The 19,332-nt window shown below is 40.9% G+C and carries 27 protein-coding genes; 17 read left to right on the forward strand and 10 right to left on the reverse strand.

The window, feature by feature from the left end:
• Positions 1 to 239, reverse strand: a 239-nt coding sequence (locus UYC_RS35435; RefSeq protein ID WP_016879444.1) for a hypothetical protein, incomplete at its 3' end; no start/stop codon positions are given.
• 133 nt (positions 240 to 372) lie between these two features.
• Between UYC_RS35435 and UYC_RS0109150 the strand changes: the two genes are divergently transcribed.
• The 5 genes from UYC_RS0109150 to UYC_RS0109170 all read left to right on the forward strand — a co-directional run bounded on the left by UYC_RS0109150 (position 373) and on the right by UYC_RS0109170 (position 3,614).
• A complete protein-coding gene (locus tag UYC_RS0109150; protein ID WP_127011391.1) occupies positions 373 to 741 on the forward strand; it encodes a hypothetical protein in 369 nt (122 codons plus the stop codon).
• Between the two features lie 61 nt (positions 742 to 802).
• Entirely contained in the window at positions 803 to 1,237 is a 435-nt protein-coding gene (locus UYC_RS0109155) for a hypothetical protein (protein WP_016879446.1), read from the forward strand.
• A 210-nt stretch (positions 1,238 to 1,447) separates the two neighbouring features.
• The gene (locus UYC_RS36060) at positions 1,448 to 2,380 is read left to right on the forward strand and encodes a hypothetical protein (protein WP_016879447.1); all 933 of its coding nucleotides are present in this window, start codon (positions 1,448 to 1,450) and stop codon (positions 2,378 to 2,380) included.
• Positions 2,381 to 2,510: 130 nt separating this feature from the next.
• Positions 2,511 to 2,966 (forward strand): hypothetical protein, encoded by a 456-nt coding sequence (locus UYC_RS0109165; protein WP_016879448.1) that lies wholly within the window; start codon positions 2,511 to 2,513, stop codon positions 2,964 to 2,966.
• Positions 2,967 to 3,032: 66 nt separating this feature from the next.
• Positions 3,033 to 3,614: a hypothetical protein gene (locus tag UYC_RS0109170; RefSeq protein WP_016879449.1), complete on the forward strand. Its 582-nt coding sequence runs from the start codon at positions 3,033 to 3,035 to the stop codon at positions 3,612 to 3,614.
• A gap of 348 nt (positions 3,615 to 3,962) precedes the next feature.
• Here UYC_RS0109170 and tnpA read toward each other — a convergent pair whose 3' ends face one another.
• Entirely contained in the window at positions 3,963 to 4,373 is a 411-nt protein-coding gene (gene tnpA / locus UYC_RS0109175; RefSeq protein WP_016879450.1) for an IS200/IS605 family transposase, read from the reverse strand.
• Between the two features lie 425 nt (positions 4,374 to 4,798).
• Between tnpA and UYC_RS0109185 the strand changes: the two genes are divergently transcribed.
• Complete coding sequence (locus tag UYC_RS0109185) at positions 4,799 to 5,944, forward strand: RNA-guided endonuclease InsQ/TnpB family protein (protein ID WP_016879452.1); 1,146 nt, start codon at positions 4,799 to 4,801, stop codon at positions 5,942 to 5,944.
• 136 nt (positions 5,945 to 6,080) lie between these two features.
• On the opposite strand, the gene UYC_RS0109190 is transcribed toward UYC_RS0109185, so the two are convergent.
• The 6 genes from UYC_RS0109190 to UYC_RS0109215 form a co-directional block, all read right to left on the reverse strand.
• Complete coding sequence (locus UYC_RS0109190) at positions 6,081 to 9,305, reverse strand: hint domain-containing protein (protein WP_016879455.1); 3,225 nt, start codon at positions 9,303 to 9,305, stop codon at positions 6,081 to 6,083.
• Complete coding sequence (locus tag UYC_RS0109195) at positions 9,305 to 9,793, reverse strand: hypothetical protein (protein WP_016879456.1); 489 nt, start codon at positions 9,791 to 9,793, stop codon at positions 9,305 to 9,307. Before UYC_RS0109195 ends, UYC_RS0109190 begins: the two co-directional genes overlap by 1 nt.
• A gap of 48 nt (positions 9,794 to 9,841) precedes the next feature.
• A complete protein-coding gene (locus tag UYC_RS35445; RefSeq protein WP_016879457.1) occupies positions 9,842 to 10,423 on the reverse strand; it encodes a ParB N-terminal domain-containing protein in 582 nt (193 codons plus the stop codon).
• A gap of 178 nt (positions 10,424 to 10,601) precedes the next feature.
• On the reverse strand, positions 10,602 to 11,162 hold the full coding sequence (locus UYC_RS0109205; protein ID WP_016879458.1) for a hypothetical protein: 561 nt from the start codon (positions 11,160 to 11,162) through the stop codon (positions 10,602 to 10,604).
• Entirely contained in the window at positions 11,155 to 11,565 is a 411-nt protein-coding gene (locus UYC_RS0109210; protein WP_016879459.1) for a hypothetical protein, read from the reverse strand. The genes UYC_RS0109205 and UYC_RS0109210 overlap by 8 nt, the downstream gene beginning before the upstream one ends.
• On the reverse strand, positions 11,562 to 12,128 hold the full coding sequence (locus UYC_RS0109215) for a 3'-5' exoribonuclease domain-containing protein (RefSeq protein ID WP_016879460.1): 567 nt from the start codon (positions 12,126 to 12,128) through the stop codon (positions 11,562 to 11,564). The genes UYC_RS0109210 and UYC_RS0109215 overlap by 4 nt, the downstream gene beginning before the upstream one ends.
• A gap of 34 nt (positions 12,129 to 12,162) precedes the next feature.
• Between UYC_RS0109215 and UYC_RS0109220 the strand changes: the two genes are divergently transcribed.
• From UYC_RS0109220 to UYC_RS36065, 7 genes are all read left to right on the forward strand, one after another.
• Entirely contained in the window at positions 12,163 to 12,495 is a 333-nt protein-coding gene (locus UYC_RS0109220; protein WP_016879461.1) for a hypothetical protein, read from the forward strand.
• Complete coding sequence (locus tag UYC_RS37690; protein WP_127011390.1) at positions 12,496 to 12,690, forward strand: hypothetical protein; 195 nt, start codon at positions 12,496 to 12,498, stop codon at positions 12,688 to 12,690. It begins immediately after the preceding gene.
• Between the two features lie 74 nt (positions 12,691 to 12,764).
• Positions 12,765 to 12,956, forward strand: a complete 192-nt coding sequence (locus UYC_RS0109225; protein ID WP_127011389.1) for a hypothetical protein — start codon at positions 12,765 to 12,767, stop codon at positions 12,954 to 12,956.
• A gap of 15 nt (positions 12,957 to 12,971) precedes the next feature.
• Positions 12,972 to 13,412, forward strand: coding sequence for a hypothetical protein (locus tag UYC_RS0109230; RefSeq protein WP_127011388.1), 441 nt, complete (start codon positions 12,972 to 12,974; stop codon positions 13,410 to 13,412).
• Positions 13,413 to 13,429: 17 nt separating this feature from the next.
• Complete coding sequence (locus UYC_RS0109235) at positions 13,430 to 13,690, forward strand: hypothetical protein (protein ID WP_127011387.1); 261 nt, start codon at positions 13,430 to 13,432, stop codon at positions 13,688 to 13,690.
• Positions 13,683 to 14,027 (forward strand): hypothetical protein, encoded by a 345-nt coding sequence (locus tag UYC_RS0109240; protein WP_016879465.1) that lies wholly within the window; start codon positions 13,683 to 13,685, stop codon positions 14,025 to 14,027. Before UYC_RS0109235 ends, UYC_RS0109240 begins: the two co-directional genes overlap by 8 nt.
• Before the next feature lie 96 nt (positions 14,028 to 14,123).
• The gene (locus UYC_RS36065) at positions 14,124 to 14,972 is read left to right on the forward strand and encodes a BRO family protein (protein ID WP_016879466.1); all 849 of its coding nucleotides are present in this window, start codon (positions 14,124 to 14,126) and stop codon (positions 14,970 to 14,972) included.
• Here the strand turns inward: UYC_RS36065 and UYC_RS0109250 are convergent.
• A complete protein-coding gene (locus tag UYC_RS0109250) occupies positions 14,937 to 15,173 on the reverse strand; it encodes a hypothetical protein (RefSeq protein WP_127011386.1) in 237 nt (78 codons plus the stop codon). The genes UYC_RS36065 and UYC_RS0109250 overlap by 36 nt on opposite strands.
• A 285-nt stretch (positions 15,174 to 15,458) precedes the next feature.
• Between UYC_RS0109250 and UYC_RS0109255 the strand changes: the two genes are divergently transcribed.
• A complete protein-coding gene (locus tag UYC_RS0109255; protein WP_127011385.1) occupies positions 15,459 to 16,457 on the forward strand; it encodes a recombination directionality factor in 999 nt (332 codons plus the stop codon).
• Here the strand turns inward: UYC_RS0109255 and UYC_RS0109260 are convergent, their stop codons facing one another.
• A complete protein-coding gene (locus UYC_RS0109260; protein ID WP_016879469.1) occupies positions 16,458 to 16,817 on the reverse strand; it encodes a transcriptional regulator in 360 nt (119 codons plus the stop codon).
• Between the two features lie 577 nt (positions 16,818 to 17,394).
• On the opposite strand from UYC_RS0109260, the gene UYC_RS0109270 reads away from it, so the two are divergent.
• Genes UYC_RS0109270 through UYC_RS0109280 form a run of 3 tightly spaced genes read left to right on the forward strand, consistent with a single transcriptional unit; the run spans position 17,395 to position 19,248 of the window.
• Positions 17,395 to 17,841 (forward strand): hypothetical protein, encoded by a 447-nt coding sequence (locus UYC_RS0109270; RefSeq protein WP_127011384.1) that lies wholly within the window; start codon positions 17,395 to 17,397, stop codon positions 17,839 to 17,841.
• Entirely contained in the window at positions 17,834 to 18,223 is a 390-nt protein-coding gene (locus UYC_RS0109275; RefSeq protein ID WP_016879472.1) for a response regulator transcription factor, read from the forward strand. Before UYC_RS0109270 ends, UYC_RS0109275 begins: the two co-directional genes overlap by 8 nt.
• Complete coding sequence (locus UYC_RS0109280; protein WP_016879473.1) at positions 18,220 to 19,248, forward strand: DNA cytosine methyltransferase; 1,029 nt, start codon at positions 18,220 to 18,222, stop codon at positions 19,246 to 19,248. The genes UYC_RS0109275 and UYC_RS0109280 overlap by 4 nt, the downstream gene beginning before the upstream one ends.
• Positions 19,249 to 19,332 lie beyond the last annotated feature (84 nt).

The following is a 19,332-nucleotide window of genomic DNA, read 5'->3' on the forward strand; positions in this document are numbered from 1 at the left end:
GCTGACAACCAAGCCTCAAAACTTCTCCAGGTCTCTTCATCGCAATCCATACCAAGACTTCTACCAGAACTCACAAACTCCAAGACATCTCTGCGAATATTCTGTTTGGCCCCATCAGAGAAACAGTGCCAGTGCTTTTGCACCCAATCAATAGTTAAAGATGGCTCATAAGTCATCCTACCCATACAATATCTCAAAGCAAAAAGTGCGATCGCACCTGTGTCAACATCTTGTTCCATATTGTTTTTGTTTTGATTTTAGCGTTGCCGCGATCGCTGCTTTTGAAAATTTAGGTAATTTTACGGTATACATAATATGTTGACCTAGAATATTATGGAAGTATCAAAAAACAAAAAACAAGGTTGCCAGAAGATGCTTAGAGCAATATTAGGAGTAGTAGCGATCGTAGGCGTAGCAGGGACATTATTACCTAGCACGTTAGCAGAAAGATCTAGGTTAGAAGCTGAATATATAGGTACTGAGAATGGATTAGAGTTTCGATTAGACTCTAGGTCTGTACAACTTGATGACAATCATTTAGTAAACTTCACCTATTATTCTAATCGGAACAAAATAGAGGCTAAAACTACTTGGTGTACCACTAATCCGACCCCACTACTGGCGTTAGTGCATAACGGCAAACCATACCTAGCCAAAGTAGAGCCTGGAGCAGGGGTATCCATGCTTAATAGAGTGTGTCAAATAGTACAAGATAACCCCGCTGCATCTGAACCCAACTAAAATATCAACAACTTTACGCGATTTTAAAGATTCGATTCAGTTTTATAAACGGAGATGTTAGATGCTAGTTCTCAATATTTTGCCGCCAGAGCATAAAAAGAAAGAAGTGGAAGTGGTGTACCTAGAAACTTTGAGTAAAACCAATCTTCTAAAAAGATGGCAAGAGGCGATCGCGTATCCCGATCGGTACATTGTGGCTGAAGCGGAATCGATGAGGGAGTTAATGGGAGATATCCCTGCCAGGGAACTAGTCACCTTAAATGAGTACCTAGAGGAGAAGAACATTGAATTAGACAAAGGCGAGTATCACCGACTCGCTACCCGTGTAACAGAACGTTACTTGAAAGAGTTTAAGGTAAAGCCCCGTGTGGTGGCTAGAGCTGACTCTAGGGGGCGGTTTATGAGGAAGTCTTCCGGGTACGAACAGGAGAATCTCTGGATTATCGATGAAGCGTTAAAATCAACAACACATAAGGTTTTACCACATAAACCTTAAAAGAATAATATTCATTTACAAATAAGTAAACAAAACCAAGTAAATACATAAAAATTCCCTAATTGAAATGAACTCATATTCAATAGGAATTATGTGGTACACGCAATCTGTAGTTGATTTTTTGTACAAACCTGATACAATTGTACTTAAAGGCAAACCCCGCCACCAGTTACAAGCTAGCGACGGGATATTAAATCTAGTACATATGTTATGTTGATACTAGCACAGTGGAACGAAAAAAATCAAGAGTGGGAAGATTATCAAGAACCAGAAGAAAATACATCTTCCTTGCCCAAAAGCGATCGCTCTGTCTTCACTCCATCCTCCCCAATTCTTACAGCAGAGCACGTCAAAGCAGCGCGAGCAGAGCTTCGAGAGCAAATTAAGGTGCAAAACTTTACAAACAGCCGTCTTCTACAAATACTTGGTAGCATCAATTTCCACACGTATCATATTGCAACCGCTTGGGGTGCTCTAATTAAAGAAGTAGAGCACGAGGAAGACTCAAAAAATAAAGTAGTTACATATTATATCAACCGCGATCGCCTCCAAGAAATGCTCTACACATCCGACCAAGGGGAGTTAGAAGGACAATTTGCATCTACCGAGGCATCAAAATACTTCAAACGATATTGGCCTCAAGCTTGTCACTCCCGAAGAATCTTTCGCTTGTGTCGTGATTTCTTCCGTTGCTTGGGAATAATGGATTGTGAACCTGGTATAGCTAGAACTCGCGAAATACCTGTAACCCGCCAAATCAACCTCAAACGTATGTTGATACTGTATGAGGTGGTAGAGGATGAGTTACGCGCCAGAGGCAAAGAAGACTTGTTGCCAAAACACAATGGTGCCAACGTCATTCGCATTTTTGATGCTGTGTTTGATGGTGTTGCCAAGTTCCGCCGCCCTGACTGGAAGTTTGACTTAGGGGCATACATCCACCAAGAGCAGCTAGACCACACACCAAAGCGGGAAATCATCAAACCCCAAGTCTTCGTCCCCCCAACTCCCTGGAGAGAAATTGCTAGGCGCGCTGGCGTTGCTTTCTGCAAAGAAGTTGGAAGGTTTGTTCGCGCATTCCCCAATAGGTACGACTTGGAAAAATATTTGCAGCGAAGGCGAAGGGAGCTTGCGATCGCATAATGCTGGTACAGTAGTTGTCAATATTGACAAATATTTCTTACCTAGTCTCTTGACAATAATTTGAATGGGCACTTAAAATAATGATATGAAAACAAACGGGTCGCCGCCGATACGGGTGTAAAAGGTCAAAATGGGAATCAAAGAATTAATCGCTGCTCACCTCAATACTTCCGCTTCACAAATCACCAAAGTTACCGAGTTATATAAGGTTTGGTGTGTAGTAGTTGCAGGTCGTCGCTCAAGATTTGTTTCCAAACTACAAGTATTAGGAGAAGAAATTAAATCTCTTTCTCCTATAACATGGACGCTCACGGCTCAAATGCGCCGCCAAGAGGGTAAAAAGTGGGTGGCAAGAATTGATGGATTGTGCAAAGAATACGGTTTCAAGCGTACTTTTCTCTCTGCTCAATTCATTGAGTGGGGTAAATACGGCATGAAAAAGGCAGTATTTGAAATCCAAGAGCCGGGCTACTATCAAGATTCGGATGGAGATTACTTCCGCGTGTTCGTGAGTGGTAATTCTTTAGATGCTGAATGTTGCTCAAAGTTAGAAGTACAAGCTCGGTTTGGTGTAGTAAAAGTTTAATTCTAGGGGCTGGGTGCGACGCCATAAATCCGCACAAACGTGTCTTCTACGAAAAGGATGTCAAAAATGGTTTCTCAGCAAGAATATGATGCTGTTCGTCGTAATTTAGATCGCACTCGCGCACTCAAAAATGAGTGTCAAAGAGAATTAGCAATTTGGAAGAGATTAGCAGTTTCTGGTATTTCAATTACCGAAGAATATGGCGATCGCCTCATCAAGAAAATCAATCAATATGCAGGGTCTACAGATTTTGATGATTTATCCCTACCTGCACAGTTAATGTGCGCGATCGCTTGGAGTAATTACCCCTCAGACGCATTTACAGATTTGGTAGATGAAATTGAGAAATTCAGTCCTGATTTAGCCAAAATTATCAGCGATTGCGGAGTTAATTTCCGTGTATTAGGTAAGGGTGATAAGTGTAAAGCTTCAGGGTGGGAAATTCCTCATGTTTTATACATAGATACAGAGGAATGGTATGAGGACATTCCCAAAAGCGATCGTCTTTGGGATGAAGATGATGACTTGCGTGAGCAAATCGATGATGCTATTAACCAATATGCCAATGATTTGGTTGATGAAATCAAAGATGCTTTGCAAGAGGATTTTGATTTGAGTTTGCAAGAGTTATATCAGTTACTCAGGTGAACTACCTACACTGACCTGACGGTACAGTGTAGGTAGTTCACTCGCAGTGACATCTTGTATTTATTATCTATAAATGTATTTGCGGTGCTGAGTTATGTCGTGATGAGAATGCTGCACTGAACATTTTGGCTAAGTCATTAAGAACGGTGGGGCACACCGGGATCTACGCTTGGGGACAGAACGACCTCTGTTTAGACTTGGAGACAAGTGTAAATAAGTCGGCTGGTTGAACCAAGAATTCCCCGACTTCAAGTCGGGGAGTGTCAAAAAGAACCTCCGGGAGCTTGGAAACCGCGTCTCTTTAGAGCGGGGCGGAAAAGCGACAATGCGGCTAAAGCCGCCGTATCTCTAGTGTCGGGCATGGTGCGGATCATTGATGTACGCCATTACATGAGATGTGCTGACTTTTCCCGAAGTGTCGTAGAAATAACTGCGCGTCCAGAGCGAGGGAAGTGTCTTAAGATGCGTAAACTCATCTCTTAACAACTTAGAACTGCGCCCCTTGAACGCTCTAGCAACCTCACAGATAGCAGTCTGCTCATCGTACTCTACAAGCAAGTGAACGTGGTCTGGGGCGATTTCTTTAGCCTTGATAATCCATTCCCGGTCATGAGCAACAGAGTCGAGGATTTCAGACAAGCGAGTTTTCACGTCTCCTACTAAAACAGGTTTTCTACGTTTGGGAATCCAGACTAGATGAACCGTTGCCAGTCCTACAGAGTGGTTATTGTGCCGATACCCGATAGAATCTTTTCTCATTTTGTTTGGTTGATGGCTTGACATTTATCAACCAATATCTTATCGTTAGAAATGTAGACACTCAATCACTTATCAACCAAAAGGAGATCATACAATGCGTTATTTCATTTGGCAGGTTCCTGGTCAACTCAAATCGGAATGTCTCGCGACTGATAAAAGTTTTGAAGAACTTCGTGACTCCTTTTTTCATGAGGAGTACGGCTTAAGAGAGGTCGATGAAAAAGAGTATAGAGAAGAGGTCGATTACAACAGTTCTTCTAGAAATCCCTGGAATTAACAATGCAATACGGATGCCAACAAAATCTGTTGCATCAGAAACCTCCGGGAGTTTGGCGACCCCGCGACTTTAGTCCGGGGTGGAAAAACGACACGGGTACTTCAGTGCCCGTGCTATAATAACTATGGATGCAATTATTCAGTCCTAAATGCAAACTATATCCGTAAAATGTAAGCTTCAAGTCCCTGTAGAGTTGCGGTATGAAATTGACCGTACTTTGCAGGGATTTGCCGATGCTTGCAATCAGATATTGAATACTGCAAAGGAGCATAAACAGTGGAACACAACCAAGCTTCATCACCTGTCTTATAAAACAGTGAGAGAGGATACTGGGTTGAGTTCCAACCACATTTGCATGGCTATCCGGCGCGTAGTCGGTAATGTCAAAGCTGTAAAACAGATTCATAAATTTAGACCAACCTCGATTAGCCTGAATCAAAGAACATTTAGATACTGGGAGGAAAAGCAAGAAGTAGGCATTACCTTGTCGAAGCGTCACAACTTTAAGTTGTCTATTGGTAATTATCAATTGGCTTTGCTGAAAGGACAAAACCCCACTGCGGCGACGCTTTGTAAATCCAAGAAAGGTGACTACTACATCAATATCTGTGTTGATTTGCCCACCGACCCCATGGGTAAAACACCAAAAGTAATTGGGGTTGATTTGGGTAGACGCGATATTGCTACCACTTCTACGGGTCAATCCTGGAGTGGTAAGCAGATTCAATCGGTTCGTGACCACTACAGCAAGGTCAGGGCGAACGTTCAAAGCAAACGCACTAGGAACTCTAGAAGACTTCTTAGAAGGCTCTCCGGCAGAGAACGCCGCTTTCAGGAATGGTTGAATCACAACATTTCTAAGCAACTTGTTCAAGATGCAAAGCGCAGTAATTCCACTTTGGCTTTTGAAGATTTGACTAATATCAGAGAATCTCTCAATCAAAAGCCCAGAAGTAAGACTGAACGCCGCAGAACTAATAATTGGGCGTTCTACCAACTGCGTTTGTTTGTTGGATACAAGGCGAATATCGCTGGTGTCCCCGTTGTTTTTGTACCACCCGCCTATACATCTCAAAGCTGTTCCCGATGCGGAGGTATTCACCCAATCAAGGGTAAATCCTATCGCAACGGTAAAGTTTTTAAGTGTGGTCGTTGTGGCTTTGAACATGATGCTGATATAAATGCGGCTCTTAATATTGCTGCTTTGGGGAAGTCTGTAAGCCTTCCTGAAAGTCCGGGGGTGAGTTGTCAATTGCAGGGGCAAATGCCTCTGTTTCCGATATCTCAAATCTGAGGCTAAAGCCCCGTCTCTTTAGAGCGGGTAAGCTTACATACTCCCTCCCAGCACCTAGTCGGGGGTTTGTTGCTTTTGCCCTCGGCAAAGTCCCTAGAAGGGGGAGGCGCTGCCCCCATTAATCTTTGGTAGTCCATCAATAGCTCCCTTTGGTCATTGGTAAATTGCTTCTTAAGCCTGTCATACACAATTCAAAAGCGTCACAAAGATCATCATGACTGGTAGAACCAAACTCAGTAATTTGTTGTACCAATCTGCCCATAGGACGCCTGCTATCTTTCATTGTACGACCATACATATTGAACCAGACTAAACCATTGGTAAACAGTCCTGTGTGCTTCCTTAGTCTGTACAGCTTATCCCCCCGCCCTGACGCCGGAACTGGGTGAACACGCCAAGTCACTATTTTTTTCTGCCCAATAATGTAATCCTCATAATCACCTTGCAGAGATAGTCCATAAGCTGAAGAGTCAAAGAATAGATTTAATCCTGATTCCGGAACCTCTAGCCACTCACCTTTTTCTGGGTCAAACAGTTTAACAGTAGGCAGTAAGTGTTGCCACATATCCCAAATTTCAATCATGGCATCAAGCTTTTCGATATTGCCCATGATCCTGTCTTCCCAACTGTCAATTATCCAATACTGGTCGGGGTCATTCTTGGCTCCTTTCACCAAGCCACCCAATACCATCGCCGTGTAGTCATTTGATTCCTTCTTGCCAGCTGACAAGTCGCAACCCAGCACAAGGGTGTCAAACCTGGTCGGGATAATAGCGCGTTGAATTAACTCAGGATTAATCGACTGCTCTTTAACACGAACAACTTTGTTTTGGCGCTGAAATGCGAATTCAATCGGCATTTCTTCGCGCTCTTTTTGTAGTCTTACTAGAGGTGTACCGGGTGATTTGTCATCTTCAGGTTCCCAATAGCTGTACTCTGTGCCGTCTTCCCGCTCTAGTAATGCAGACTGCCTAATGACTCGCCAACGATTCTCCTCTGTAAACTCAGTACAGTAAATATCATTTGCAGCCATCTGCGTACCTAAGCACAAGGCCCGGCTTCCATCGTAGCGACAGAATTGAACCACAGAACGCCATGTGGAAACCATCGCGTCACGTATTGATTGCGCTCTGATTGCTTCTGGGGATTTAATTAGGTCGTCCAAAAATGCTAGGTGACAATTATGTGCAAGAATTTTATTAGCAAAGAAATTATGATTACCTTCTACCTCGATATCATATACTTCTTCTTGAGATTCTATTTCACTAATATTAGTAATCACATCGACAGACCAATCACCGTCTTTATAGGTGACAAGCCAGTCTCCTACCTCCAGATTTTTAGCTTGCACGTAACCATATGTGGCGACATACAAAGGGTGTTCTGGTGTTAATTTGACTTGTAATCCTTCATGTGTTGTTATTTCGATTATTTTGTGGGAGATGCGGGATGCGATCGCATTAAGTTTCCCCCACTCCAAATCCTCTGTTGTCTCATTGAAAGTAATGATGTAAATACCAATATAATTTCCTAATTCTGCAATTGGTATTTCACCTTTCTCAGTCAGTACCCTGGTTTCACCAACAACACACCGGCGGGAGTTTAAACCACCATTTAAACCACCGCAAACATAGGTATACTGCTCCTCGGTAGATGGTAAGCCCGCCCAATCGAGATCAATCATCCATTCTTTTTCACCCCACTTTTGTTTAGAAGGACGTACCCAAGGGAATATCTCTTGGTATTTTGGTGATTGCAAGATGGCTTGGATTTGGCGAGAGCGAGGTAGTGCAGTCTCTATGTTGTAGCTGATGCCTAATACTTTAAAAGCTAATCTGATCCAAGGAGATGTATGAATACCAATTTCATAAGAGATAAATTGGGCTAAAAACGTAGAATTATGGGTTACGACATAATCGCGAGTAATGTATCTTTGATTGGGATGTTCAACGGTAATACATTGCATTTCTACATCCCCAATATATTCAATATTTACAATACCTCTAGTTGGTTTATATGTCGTACAAGGTGAATACAAACAAGACTTTCTTGGCAACCTAAAAGGCTGTATATCCTCTGGTAACTTAATTTCCACGTTATAGCTAAGTTTGCCCTGCCGACGTTCTCCTTTATGCTTATACCAAGGTTTCTGCGGTTTTTGGTGTGTAGCAATTCCTCCAAGCGATCGCACCAAATCAATAACATCATCAGCTAGTTGCTTGGATGTTGTAGAGTAACTAAGCCCCCCTCCACCTTTATGCTTTTTGGATACAGTGCCGTCAGTATCCATTAACCCTTGTAGTAAGAAAATCCTATCTTCTACAGAGGAAAATAAATAACTTTTTGGTATGAACTTTTCAGAAGATCCATGCCCAGTTAATCCTAGCTTGCGGATCTCTTCTAAAAAAATGCTTTTGCTAGCTTTACCTTTTTTAATTGTTTTTGAAATTATAAATTGATTTTCTCTTTTCCCTATTTGTTTGACTGAATACCCTTTAGGTAATGTTTTCCTTACGAATTCAACAACATCTAAATCACTCTTACTAAACCTAACTGAATCTGGGTAAAAAGTTCCATCACCAAGCAATACACCCATAGTGTAAGGATTTATCACCAAATTTAGCTTGGGAAACTCAATTGGTTTAGTAATAGGAATGAAGAATTTAGGATAACCTCTATAGTCTAACCAAGGCTTCTCTTCTGGTAGAGCATCTCGGTAAATAGTCTCTTGCTCGATGCGGTCACCCCTTTTAACTCTACGACTTAATACAAACACCTTTGATCTAATTTGATTTAGTGGTAAAGTCTTAAATTCTTTTGGGTTGCTTCCATAAAGACTCCTTACCGTCCAAAGGTGGTCATCAGAACACTCTACGGTTGCCCCGTCAGTAAAAGTTATCTTGTAACAAGATTTTCTACCTTGAGGGTGGACGTGAGTGACTGTTGTTGGAGTACCATCATCCGCTATAACTAAATCACCTTGTTTTATATCCCCCATACATTTCCATCCAGATGGGGTTAAAACAAACTCTGTTAAAGGTTGTGCTTTTGCACTTTCTCGCGGAGCCAAAACCAAAGTATCATTCCCCGCAATACCTTGTAAGTATCTCGAATCTTGCCCTGTAAATAGAGCTTCTAACCACACTTTCATATGATCATAAGTTTTGTGATTGGCAATAGCCAGTCTAAAAAACTCAAACGACTGCCATGACTGCGCTTGCACTGGTGTGGCATTGGCTAGTGCCATCTCAAAAGTTATCCACTCCCGCCACTGTTGCTCTGCCGTAGCGCGATACTTTGCAGCGTTCTTTTTTGCTTTGGTTTTGAGGCGGGGGGATAACTGGGATGGAAGGACAAGCATTACAGTTTAGATTTGATAGATGCGATCGCCTGCTTTATTGATTCGATATCAGATTTGTGCTTGGATGCGATCGCTTTCTCATCTACTTCCTCAACACGGGAAATTAGTATAGAGACTTCATCTAACCAATCACTTAAGCAATCTGAAATATCTTGTTTAGTGTATCTTCCATAATTAATAAAAAGCGGGTTTCTTAACCATCGATGTGGTTTTTCATGGATTGTGTCATGTTCTTCAATTAATTTTTTGATATTGGGTACTCTGTCTTTCACCCCCAAAGAGAAAGTAACAGGGTATAACTTGCTATCTTCTTCTTGCTTTATAAAAAATTCTGGTAATTCGTTGTAAGTACTGGCTATTACTCCAGGAGAATAACAATTATTGTTAAGCTTTAGCACTATACCGTTGAGGTGTAACCAGTAGATCAACCGTGGATCTACGTGCTCAGGGTTCATGTCAAATGCGTACCAGGTTTCTGTTTTATTCATTTTTTTGAAGAATGTTTTCTTTGATATGTAATGCGATCGCTTGTTTTATCAACGACTTCTAACTTTACACTTTAATCCTTGTGCAACAAGGTTATTAAATACTTCACCTTGTTCAATTTCATCTGAACACTCGACTACTACTGTATATTTCTTTTCTTTTTCAGATTTATCTTTAACTTCATCTATAAGTTGATTGTCTTGATTATCTGCTATAAATTGAAGTTCACCATCAGAGAAAAATCCTGATAAATCAACTTCTTTCTCTAGTTCCAAGAGAACATCAATACTCCAGTTGAGGGAAACTTGACTCGTGCGATTGTCCGCTATAGCTAATTTTTTCGCTTTCTCATCAGTATCTAAATTCAAGTCGGTGCGACGAACAACAACGATTTCAGAACCATCAGTCTCAATGACAATCGCATTTTCAAAACCACTTTCTACAGCTGTCTCAAGAGTTTTATTTCCTGCAATGGTAACGTTTCTAGAGTCAACCAAAATTGACCTGCCAGCACCTAACTCTTGTAATGACTTCTCCAACATATAACGCCCGCGCTCCGTACCTTTGTTGGCGTTATTTGGGTCTGGGATTAAATCAGATAGTTTTATTTTTTTGACTTTTGATTCCGACATAATAACTTTTAACTTTTGAGGGGTTCGGGGAGCTATAAGTCCCGCGCTGTATGCGAAGCATCAGCGTCGGGATACATGGACTCCCGCGCTTGTCGATTCCCCTCGACGGGGATGAGACAAGCATTTACCAGTAGCTATAGCTTGTGGTAGTACCCGTAGGGTCAGCGTCGGGAGGATGTCACTCATCAATAACAACAGCACTAGTTTGAATAACGTTTTCATTTGGATCTACAACAATATAACCTTCTTTTTCTATCCTCCTCATAGATGTATTCACGTTTATCCAATAATCAAGTCCTGTTGCTGCACTGATTTCTTGTGTGGAGCGTGTTAATACCTGACTCCAATAATTTATTTCGCTAGGGCTAAGTTTCTTGAGTTCTATTATTTGTTCTTCATGACTGAGAAATTGTATTCTCTTTAGATCCTTTGCTCTCATCTGAAAAATAGCGTGAACATAATCCCTCACTAGTCTATGCGCTTTGTAATTAGCACTAGCAATTTCTGAGAGTTCCTCACTCAATTTTTCAGATGTTTTTTCTAAAGTCTTTTGCTGAACAATTTTGCGCATCTCTGCTTGGAATTGTTCGCGCTGCCCAACCCAATCCTCATCTGAGCACCACTTACCAAGCAAACCTAGCGATCGCTTCGACAATTTTGCTAATTCTCTTAAACCTATTTGCTCCCCTTCAACATAGCGGTGTCTGCAAGCCTCTCTACTCCATTCGTGCTTAGGCAACTTCTTCTCCTTCAATCAACTTCAAAACTTCCAATATTGAAAACACAGGGTATTCAGCAAGACCACTCGCAAAGTCACCATAGCGAGTAGAAACAGCAGTAGGTTTTCCAACCTTAAAAAGTCTGCAATCTTCTATTGTTGCAACTATCAAATCAGGAAAACTCTCAAGTGCTCTACATCTATCCTTAGGTTCAAGACTACAAAATAAATTTACTAATTCAGTTTTCCTATACTGCGCAGTGATTGTGCTGATGAAAGCTTTCAATCTTAGCAATTCGTTTACTCGCGATCGCTTGGCAATAAATCTCTTCACTGATTCAATATCACCACACTCATCTGTATTACCAGCAATGAAGTTGAAATATTCTAAAAGCCGCGATCGCTCCTGTTCTTGCTTACTCAAGGTGCTACTCCTGTTCCGAACAAACTAGGTTGATTTTTAGTAGACATCAGATATTGCCAAACCCGAAGGTTGTACCGAGCGTCATTTAGTGCGTCGTGTTTGGTGTCTTCTTGGTTTGGTATGGGGGGACGCCCTAACTCCTCTTTTAACTGTCGAATATCGTTGCAATGGTGAGGCATCCCTTCAGGCAGGGCAACCATCGGCCCGTACAATTGACACAAAGACACCCAATCATATGCAGAATTATTTGCCCATAATTCAGGAGCTATTCCTTGATTAACCCCAAAGAAATCTACTAACTCAGATGCGATCGCACTTCTTGGTTTCCACAATGGTGTAGTGTAAATCGCACCAGATGGGTTGTACCAGGTAAAGTTATAGTCAGTAGGTGGAAGCAGGGGCAATACGTTTTGTTGAACCCAAGGGTTGCAATTGTTGGGGTTAAAGTCTCGCGATACTGCGTAGTACTCGCGCCCGTCTTCGCAAACTGCACCAATGGAAATTAAATCAATTAAAGTTCCCGTATCATTAAATTCGGTATCGAAGAAATATCTTTTTAGCACTTAAAATAGCAATAACAGACAAGTGTTCACTATTATGATAGAACCAAATGAAAATTATTGGGATAACTACAATCCAGATACCGATTTTCAATCCTTAACACCAGTAGACAGGCGTTCACAATCTGTTGTCGGAAGTGGCAACATCAAAGTTCAAAATGCTGGATATGACCCTATGTGGGTGTTCACTGAATTTGGCGATCGCTTGCGACTGCTCCCTGCGGATTTGTACGACTCGGTTTTCGAGGCAATCAAAGGTGGAACGACAAACCCAATGCTTGCGATGTACATCAATACCTACAGTGGTGGAGCCACTTTGAATAGTTTGTGGGAACAAGAAGCTAAACGTTACTTACCAGATTTAAAATAGTTGTACCGATTTTCCTCTTCTTGCGATCGCACTTCACCAGGAGAACGCGATCGCTTCTTTTTTGGAAGTGGACTTTTTGAGATAAATTTTTCTACGCAATTAGGAGGGGCACATCTAGTGAACCTCACGACATCTGTCAAAAACAAAAAAAGGTTTTCCGGGAGGGTTGCGGTGGTATGCGATCGCACTCCTTAAATTATTAGTTGTCATTATTGACAACTAAGTTATTAGGATCTATATTAGATTTACAACCAGAAATTAAAATCAAAATGAAAACCGAACTAGGATATTTTCAAAGACAGGCACTGATTGAAAAACTAGTACAGCGCTTTGCTGCAATAAATGGCTACAACATTGAGCCTGTGCAGATTTTGGATGCTAATCATCCACAAATCAAAATTTGGATAGCAATGGCAGAAGCGGCTGTTGAAGAAATGGAAAATGCAATCAACGAAAAGTAATCAAATTTTATGCTATTGAAAAACCGAATTAAAGCGATCGCGGGTTTGATATCAACAATAAGCTTTTTATCTTTAGCTCAACCAGCTAAGGGTGATATCAAATCAATGTGCTTATCTAGCGAACTAGTAAAAGTTATAGACAGATATACAGTTGTTTGCAGAGATGAATCAAAAGAAATTGATGGTGTTCTTGTTTCTTTAAGGAGATTTAATTCTAATCTTAAAACAATGACATGGGTGTCTGTAGTATTCACTAACAAATATCCAAAGTCAAGACTTGTAACAATTGATGCTTCATGGGGTCAAAGCATCAATTCTCAAATAATTCAATTTTGGTTAACAGGTAGAACCTTTGAAAAATGGGAAAGCACACCTAATAGAAAACTAATAAATCAATACAAAAACGAAGTCTCGATGTTGCTTGACATCGTCGAAGAACCACCAATGAAATTTTGAAAATTAGTAGAGATACTGTGGAAAATATATCAAAGAACATTAACATCATCCCGATGTTGTTATTGGTTTGTTTAGCAACTAGTGTGTTTGTTATACCGCGATCGCAAACATCAAAAAGAGATAGAATTATCTATTCTGGGTATTCAAACAAAACTCATTTGGAAATACTAGAAGATGTCTTTAATCAAAAAGAGTGTGAAGAGCTAGAAAAACAAGGTAAGAAAACTCACTGGGATAAAATAAACGGTATTTGTTGGGAGAGCGTAAAAGATGACTAATAGAAGAATGTTAAAGAAAGTATTCTATTGCTACTCAGTTGAAAGTTACGATTTTGAACCTGTATATCTAATAGGCGAAACAGGTTCTTGGGGGTCAATAGATATAGATGATGTAGAAAAATCAATTGCAGAATGTAAAGATATTTTATTAAACCATCCTTCATTTTCAATTAGGTACTCAATCGGAGATGACAAAGAATCAAACACATGGAAAACAGACTCAATAGAGTTTTTCAAAAACACTAATGAAGACTCTGAAAATTATGGTGTGTTTTACGCTACTTGCGTCCCCGCCAATGAAGCAACCAAGAATCGATATCAATCTGTCAATGATTAGCTTCAATTGACAATATAATTGGCAGAATTGACAAATAAGATGGCAAAATAAAAGAGCAGCGTCTACTGCTCTTTTATTGTTTTGCGGAGAAAACTGATGAATATCCTATCTAGCTCTAATAATAGCACTTTTGAATCAATTCGCCGTGTTGATGACTCAGGATTAGAGTATTGGTTGGCTACAGAACTTTTAACTTTACTAGGATACAAAGCTTGGAAGCGAATTAAAGAGACTGTTGAAAGAGCAAAAATAAGTGCTCGCATATCTGGGCAAGACGAACTCCGCCATTTTGTCGATGTTGTCCAAATGGCGCAAATTGGAGGATCTCAAGCATTTCGACAAGTGCTGAAAGATTTTAAGCTATCAAGATATGGATGCTACTTGGTAGCCATGAATGGAGACCCTCGAAAACCAGAAATAGCAGCGGCACAAGCTTACTTTGTCGTCAAAACCCGCGAAGCAGAGGTTGTAATACCCCAACAATCCGAAACAATCAAAGAACTAGAACTTCAGCTAGCTTTACAAAGAGAAATTAACAGAGGACTAGAAATTCAGCAGCGCGGTCAAGAGCTTGACAACTCAATGATCGCTCTACATGGTGTAGAAGTTGTATTAGCCCTCCGTGGGAAGCAAGATCAACTTGTCCGAGTAGAGACGATCGCAACAGAAATAGTTGAACCACAAACAGGAAGTACTGCGAAAATATTGACAGCGGATCAACTCAAAGCGGAAATCAAAAAGCGTACGGGTCAAAAAGTACCCTCCCAAAAGTGGATAACCGACAAACTTCGCAAGCTAGGTAGAGACGATTTGTTGCTCGCAGTAACGCGCCACTATACGAACGAGTACGTGAAACCAGAAGCTTTAGAAGAAGCGATCACACTCCTTTTTGGCACCAACCGCCAAATGCTACTTGGGGAAACCCCTTCTAAAGGCTTCTGCTAGGAGATCGCTCTTAATCGCGATCGCACTCTCTTTCCACTCATGGATTATTGCTGGAATATCTTCCTCAGAAGCTTCTTGGATTTCTTGTACAAATTCGAGAAGCTCTTCAGTATCAAAAGTAGTTAACCAGTCGCATTTGTTTTCTATTATTGATTTTAAAATGTAATTGAAAAGATATATTTCTATCTTTTTAGTTGTCATAAATGACAATAAATGTGTCATAATAGTATTATCCCAAACGATGTTGTACTTAAACAATCTAAACTTTGAAGGATACTCCAAAAAGCCAAAGCAAGAGTACCGTAAAGACATTAAAAATTTCAATGTCTTTGTTCAGGAAACAACATTTGAGCGACATTTAGAACTAATAAACATCAAACAATTCGAGGAAATTATATGCCTATTAGAGGTTTGACGGATGGGTCTAGGAACTCCCTTGGGAGGATAGAAATCTCTGTCTTTAAGGGTGCGAGAAAGACGGAAAAAATGGCTGGTAAGGATTTGGGGAGTAGATTGAGAATCACCACCCCAAATCAAGCCATAAAAACAATTCTCTCCCGGCATTACGGGCAACCGGATGCCAATAGTGACTTTTTGGCGGAGAAGATCAACATCTATCTAGCTTACGACGAGGTTGACAGAACCTTCCCAACCGCAATGAAGGCACATGAACACTCAGGATTTCTCTTGGAGTGCGATCGCCACACAATTTATCGTAAATGCGTACCCACAAAAGATGAGCACGGTAACGTGTGGCGTCCAATCAGGGAGGTAAACGAACCATGCCCCATGAGAGATAAAGATTTTATGGGTCAGTGCCCCAATGGATGTCAGAAACAAGGAGAACTCCTTTTTTACCTCAAAGAGGTGCTTGACGCTGACATGATGGTACCGGCGCGACTGACAACTCATAGCTACGAAGATTTGACATATGTAACTAGTAAATTAGAAGAAATATCAAACCTAACTGGTGGCAAGCTAACATCCTCCCCTTTCCCTTGTTACCAATATCACCACCACATTCCAATGATCCTTACTCGCACAGAGGTAAAAACCAAGCGCCCACAACTTGAAAACGGTATGCGAACTGGCAAAAAAGCAGATCATAAAGTTTGGGCGCTCTCACTAGATTTTGATCCTAATTGGGTGGCTTTGTACCGACAATGGCAGATGTTACAGGAAATGACCCTTAGAGGGTTAAAGCCACCCCAAAGTGCGATCGCGGGGTTGCTTAGAGGTGAGGTAGGGACAATCATTGACGTAGAATCTAACACAGTAGAACCCCTGTCTCTACCCTCCTCTGAAGACAAAAGTGAACAAGTATGGAAAAGCTTCTTAGACGCTCTTTCAAGATGCGATACAAAAGATAAAATCCATCAGTTACATTCTTGGGCTCAAAAACCCAAACAGTGGCAATACCTCAAACACCACGAAGAAGAAATTAAAACTTGCATTGAAAGCGCGATCGCAGAACTAGAATTCTAATCAAGCTGGAGAGATGATTCTAAAGATTTCCTCCAATCTCTCCGCCAGAGCACGCTGTACTTGAACTATCTCATGAGGGTGTAGCCTTAAAATTTGGTCTATAAGCCTGTCTATTTCAGTGATTTGCGGGCGTTTACCTGTAGCTAGGTACCGCTTAATTTCTTCAAGAGACCATCCTTTAGCATCAGCCAACTTGAGCAAGCTACCATCATTAGGGAAAGATGTTGAAGTTGGGTTTTCCCAATTTTGAATAGCTGTCCAACTTACGTCTAGTTGAGATGCTAACGCCCTTTGAGACTTATCACCTCGAATTTCTTGGACTATATCGCTCAATCTTTTTTTCTCTTTAAAGGTAGCCATATTACCCCCACAGTAGAAACTACACCTCAACAATACTGTAATAATGACAAATAAGGATTGTCAAATTGACAATTTTTGACTACAAATGTGTCAATGTTATGTCAATTTGACAAAATATGTAGTAAGGTATAGCAACAAGTATTTTTTGTAATGGTCAAGAAAGTTAAAAGAAATAGTGAACCACCTAGAAGTTATTACACACTCGATCTAGGTGTCCCCTTAGCATCTTGCCTTTCTCATGCTTCAGTAGCCTTGAGCAAGCACAAAAGGGAAATTGTAGTTGATGCCTTAAAGTTTTATATCCCGCTAGCTTTACCCAAAAACAAGCTAAGGGTTTTTGTACCTAAAAACTGGTTAGAGACAAATCTAGATTCTAGAAGGAGTTTTGTATCGGGGAGGAAGTATAAGAAATCCCCGTCTGGATTCTCAATAGAGCTAGACAACGAGACCAACAAGGTATTGTGTCACGCGAGCATTGAAATTGGCATACCAGAAAGAGAAATCATAATTTTGGCTCTGAAGCAATATTTGCCAAATGTTTACCCACCAGCAAAAGAAATATTGGAGGTAGCAGAAATTGATAGAGAACTTGTTAAAACAAATAGTTGAACTTGAGGAAAAGCACGAGGTTCCTGTAGACGATCGCACCTGTATCAAAGCAGGGGATAGTTGGGCTTTGTATGTCCGCGATCGCAAGTACCAAGCCTTGTTTGGACATAATCGTACCTACTTTATTAACTCACAATTGCTGTCTTTGTGGCATAAAGGTGTTTTGTTGGCAGTACTGGAAACATGGCTTCAGGATAGAGGGTGGGATTTCTCCTCAAGTTCTGGAGATGGTACTTTTTTAGTTCAAATTTTTAGAAAGGATTCTATTCTCCCATTGGGATCATCGACTCATGAAAGCTATCCTTGTGCTTTTTTAGGTGCTTACGTGGAAGCTTTAGATTTTAGTTCTGAGGATATGTTTCGCTGGCAAGAGGTAGAGGGTAGAGGGCAGAAGGAGACAAAATTCTATGTCTAATTCTTCAAACTTCAAGGTAGATCCGATTACAAAAATAATGTGCGATGGGTGCGGGAAGGATATGGGGTATGCTATTGCTCCCATACCCCCAATTTGCTTTTGCTCCCAAGATTGTTTTTTAGATTCCAAGAGAGTTTGTGTTTCTAGTAAAGAATGGCAAGTTGCGTATCTGGTTGCTAGAGGTTTAAGCAACGATGAGATTGCAGAAACTATGGGAATTGGAGTCAAGACAGTCCATACACATGTTTCTAGTATGTTGGCTAAGAACAACCTCAAAAACAGAGTTCAGCTAGCGCTTCTGTTTTGGTCTGGGAATGTCATAACCACTAAACAACAAAACCAAGTACAAAGAGAAATTGCCCTTCAGGAGAAAGTTAGGTGAAAAAATATGCTTTGGTTTATTTTTCAGGGGCAGGGGGGACTAGTTTAGGTGCGATCGCGGCAGGATATAAAACCATTGGCATAGAGATAGATGCGGCGATCGCATCCCTCTACAAAACCAACTGCGGGGAAGTTGTGGTAGGTGACGTAACCACGATTGACCCTGCTTCCCTTGCCCCCAGTCCAGAGGAGAGGAGAAGAGAAGGAAGCTATCTTGTTTGGCAGATTTCTCCTCCTTGCCAAGAATTCTCACGCGCTAATAATAATCAGGACAAAACTTCTGTTCGAGCTACTATTTTAGAGAACATTACCAAGCACCTAAAAATTCTGCTACCTGATTTTGTATGGTTAGAGAATGTGCCTGAATATTGCTACTCGCCAGCTTATATTAATTTCTGCAATAGTCTGCGATCGCTTAATTACTCTCTGTCGCATCAAATCGTAAATGCTGCTGATTTTGGCGTTCCCCAATCACGTAAAAGGTTGATTATGATTGCGGCAAAGCAAGGATGGGGTGTACCTCTGTTAACTCCAACTCATACTCAGTTTCCACTACCACAGCTTTTTGGTGACAATTTCCTACCTTGGGTAGGTTGGTATGAAGCTATTAAGGATTTAATTCTTGAGTTACCAAAGTCAGAGTTAACAGAGAAACAAAAAGCAGCGATCGCGGACTACCCACATCAAAACTTGCTTGTAGAGCGTATTGGATATTATGAAAAGCCAAAGGTTGCTTTATCCTCTCTTCCCTGTTGGACACTAAGAGCTTCTCTTGGAGATGATGGTAAGGGTGGCGATCGCACAAAAGTGATTGACGTTGTTTTATCTGATGGAGATGTGCGTAGTCTCAACAATAGATCTCTTGCCAGATTACAATCTTTCCCAGATTGGTATCAATGGTCTGGAAAAGCATCGGTCGACATTCGCGGAATAGGAAACAGTGTACCCCCACTGCTTAGTCAAAAAATTTTTGAGGTTATCAATTTATCTGTCAGTATTGACAAGGAGGTTTTAGTTGGAGCTTGAAAAAGTAGCACTATTAGCATTAATTTCTTTTGTGATTGGTATCGGACTGGGCATCCTCTTAGAGGACTCTAGTTTGCCTTAATA

The sequence above is a fragment of the Chlorogloeopsis fritschii PCC 6912 genome (assembly GCF_000317285.1).
Lineage (GTDB): Bacteria > Cyanobacteriota > Cyanobacteriia > Cyanobacteriales > Nostocaceae > Chlorogloeopsis > Chlorogloeopsis fritschii.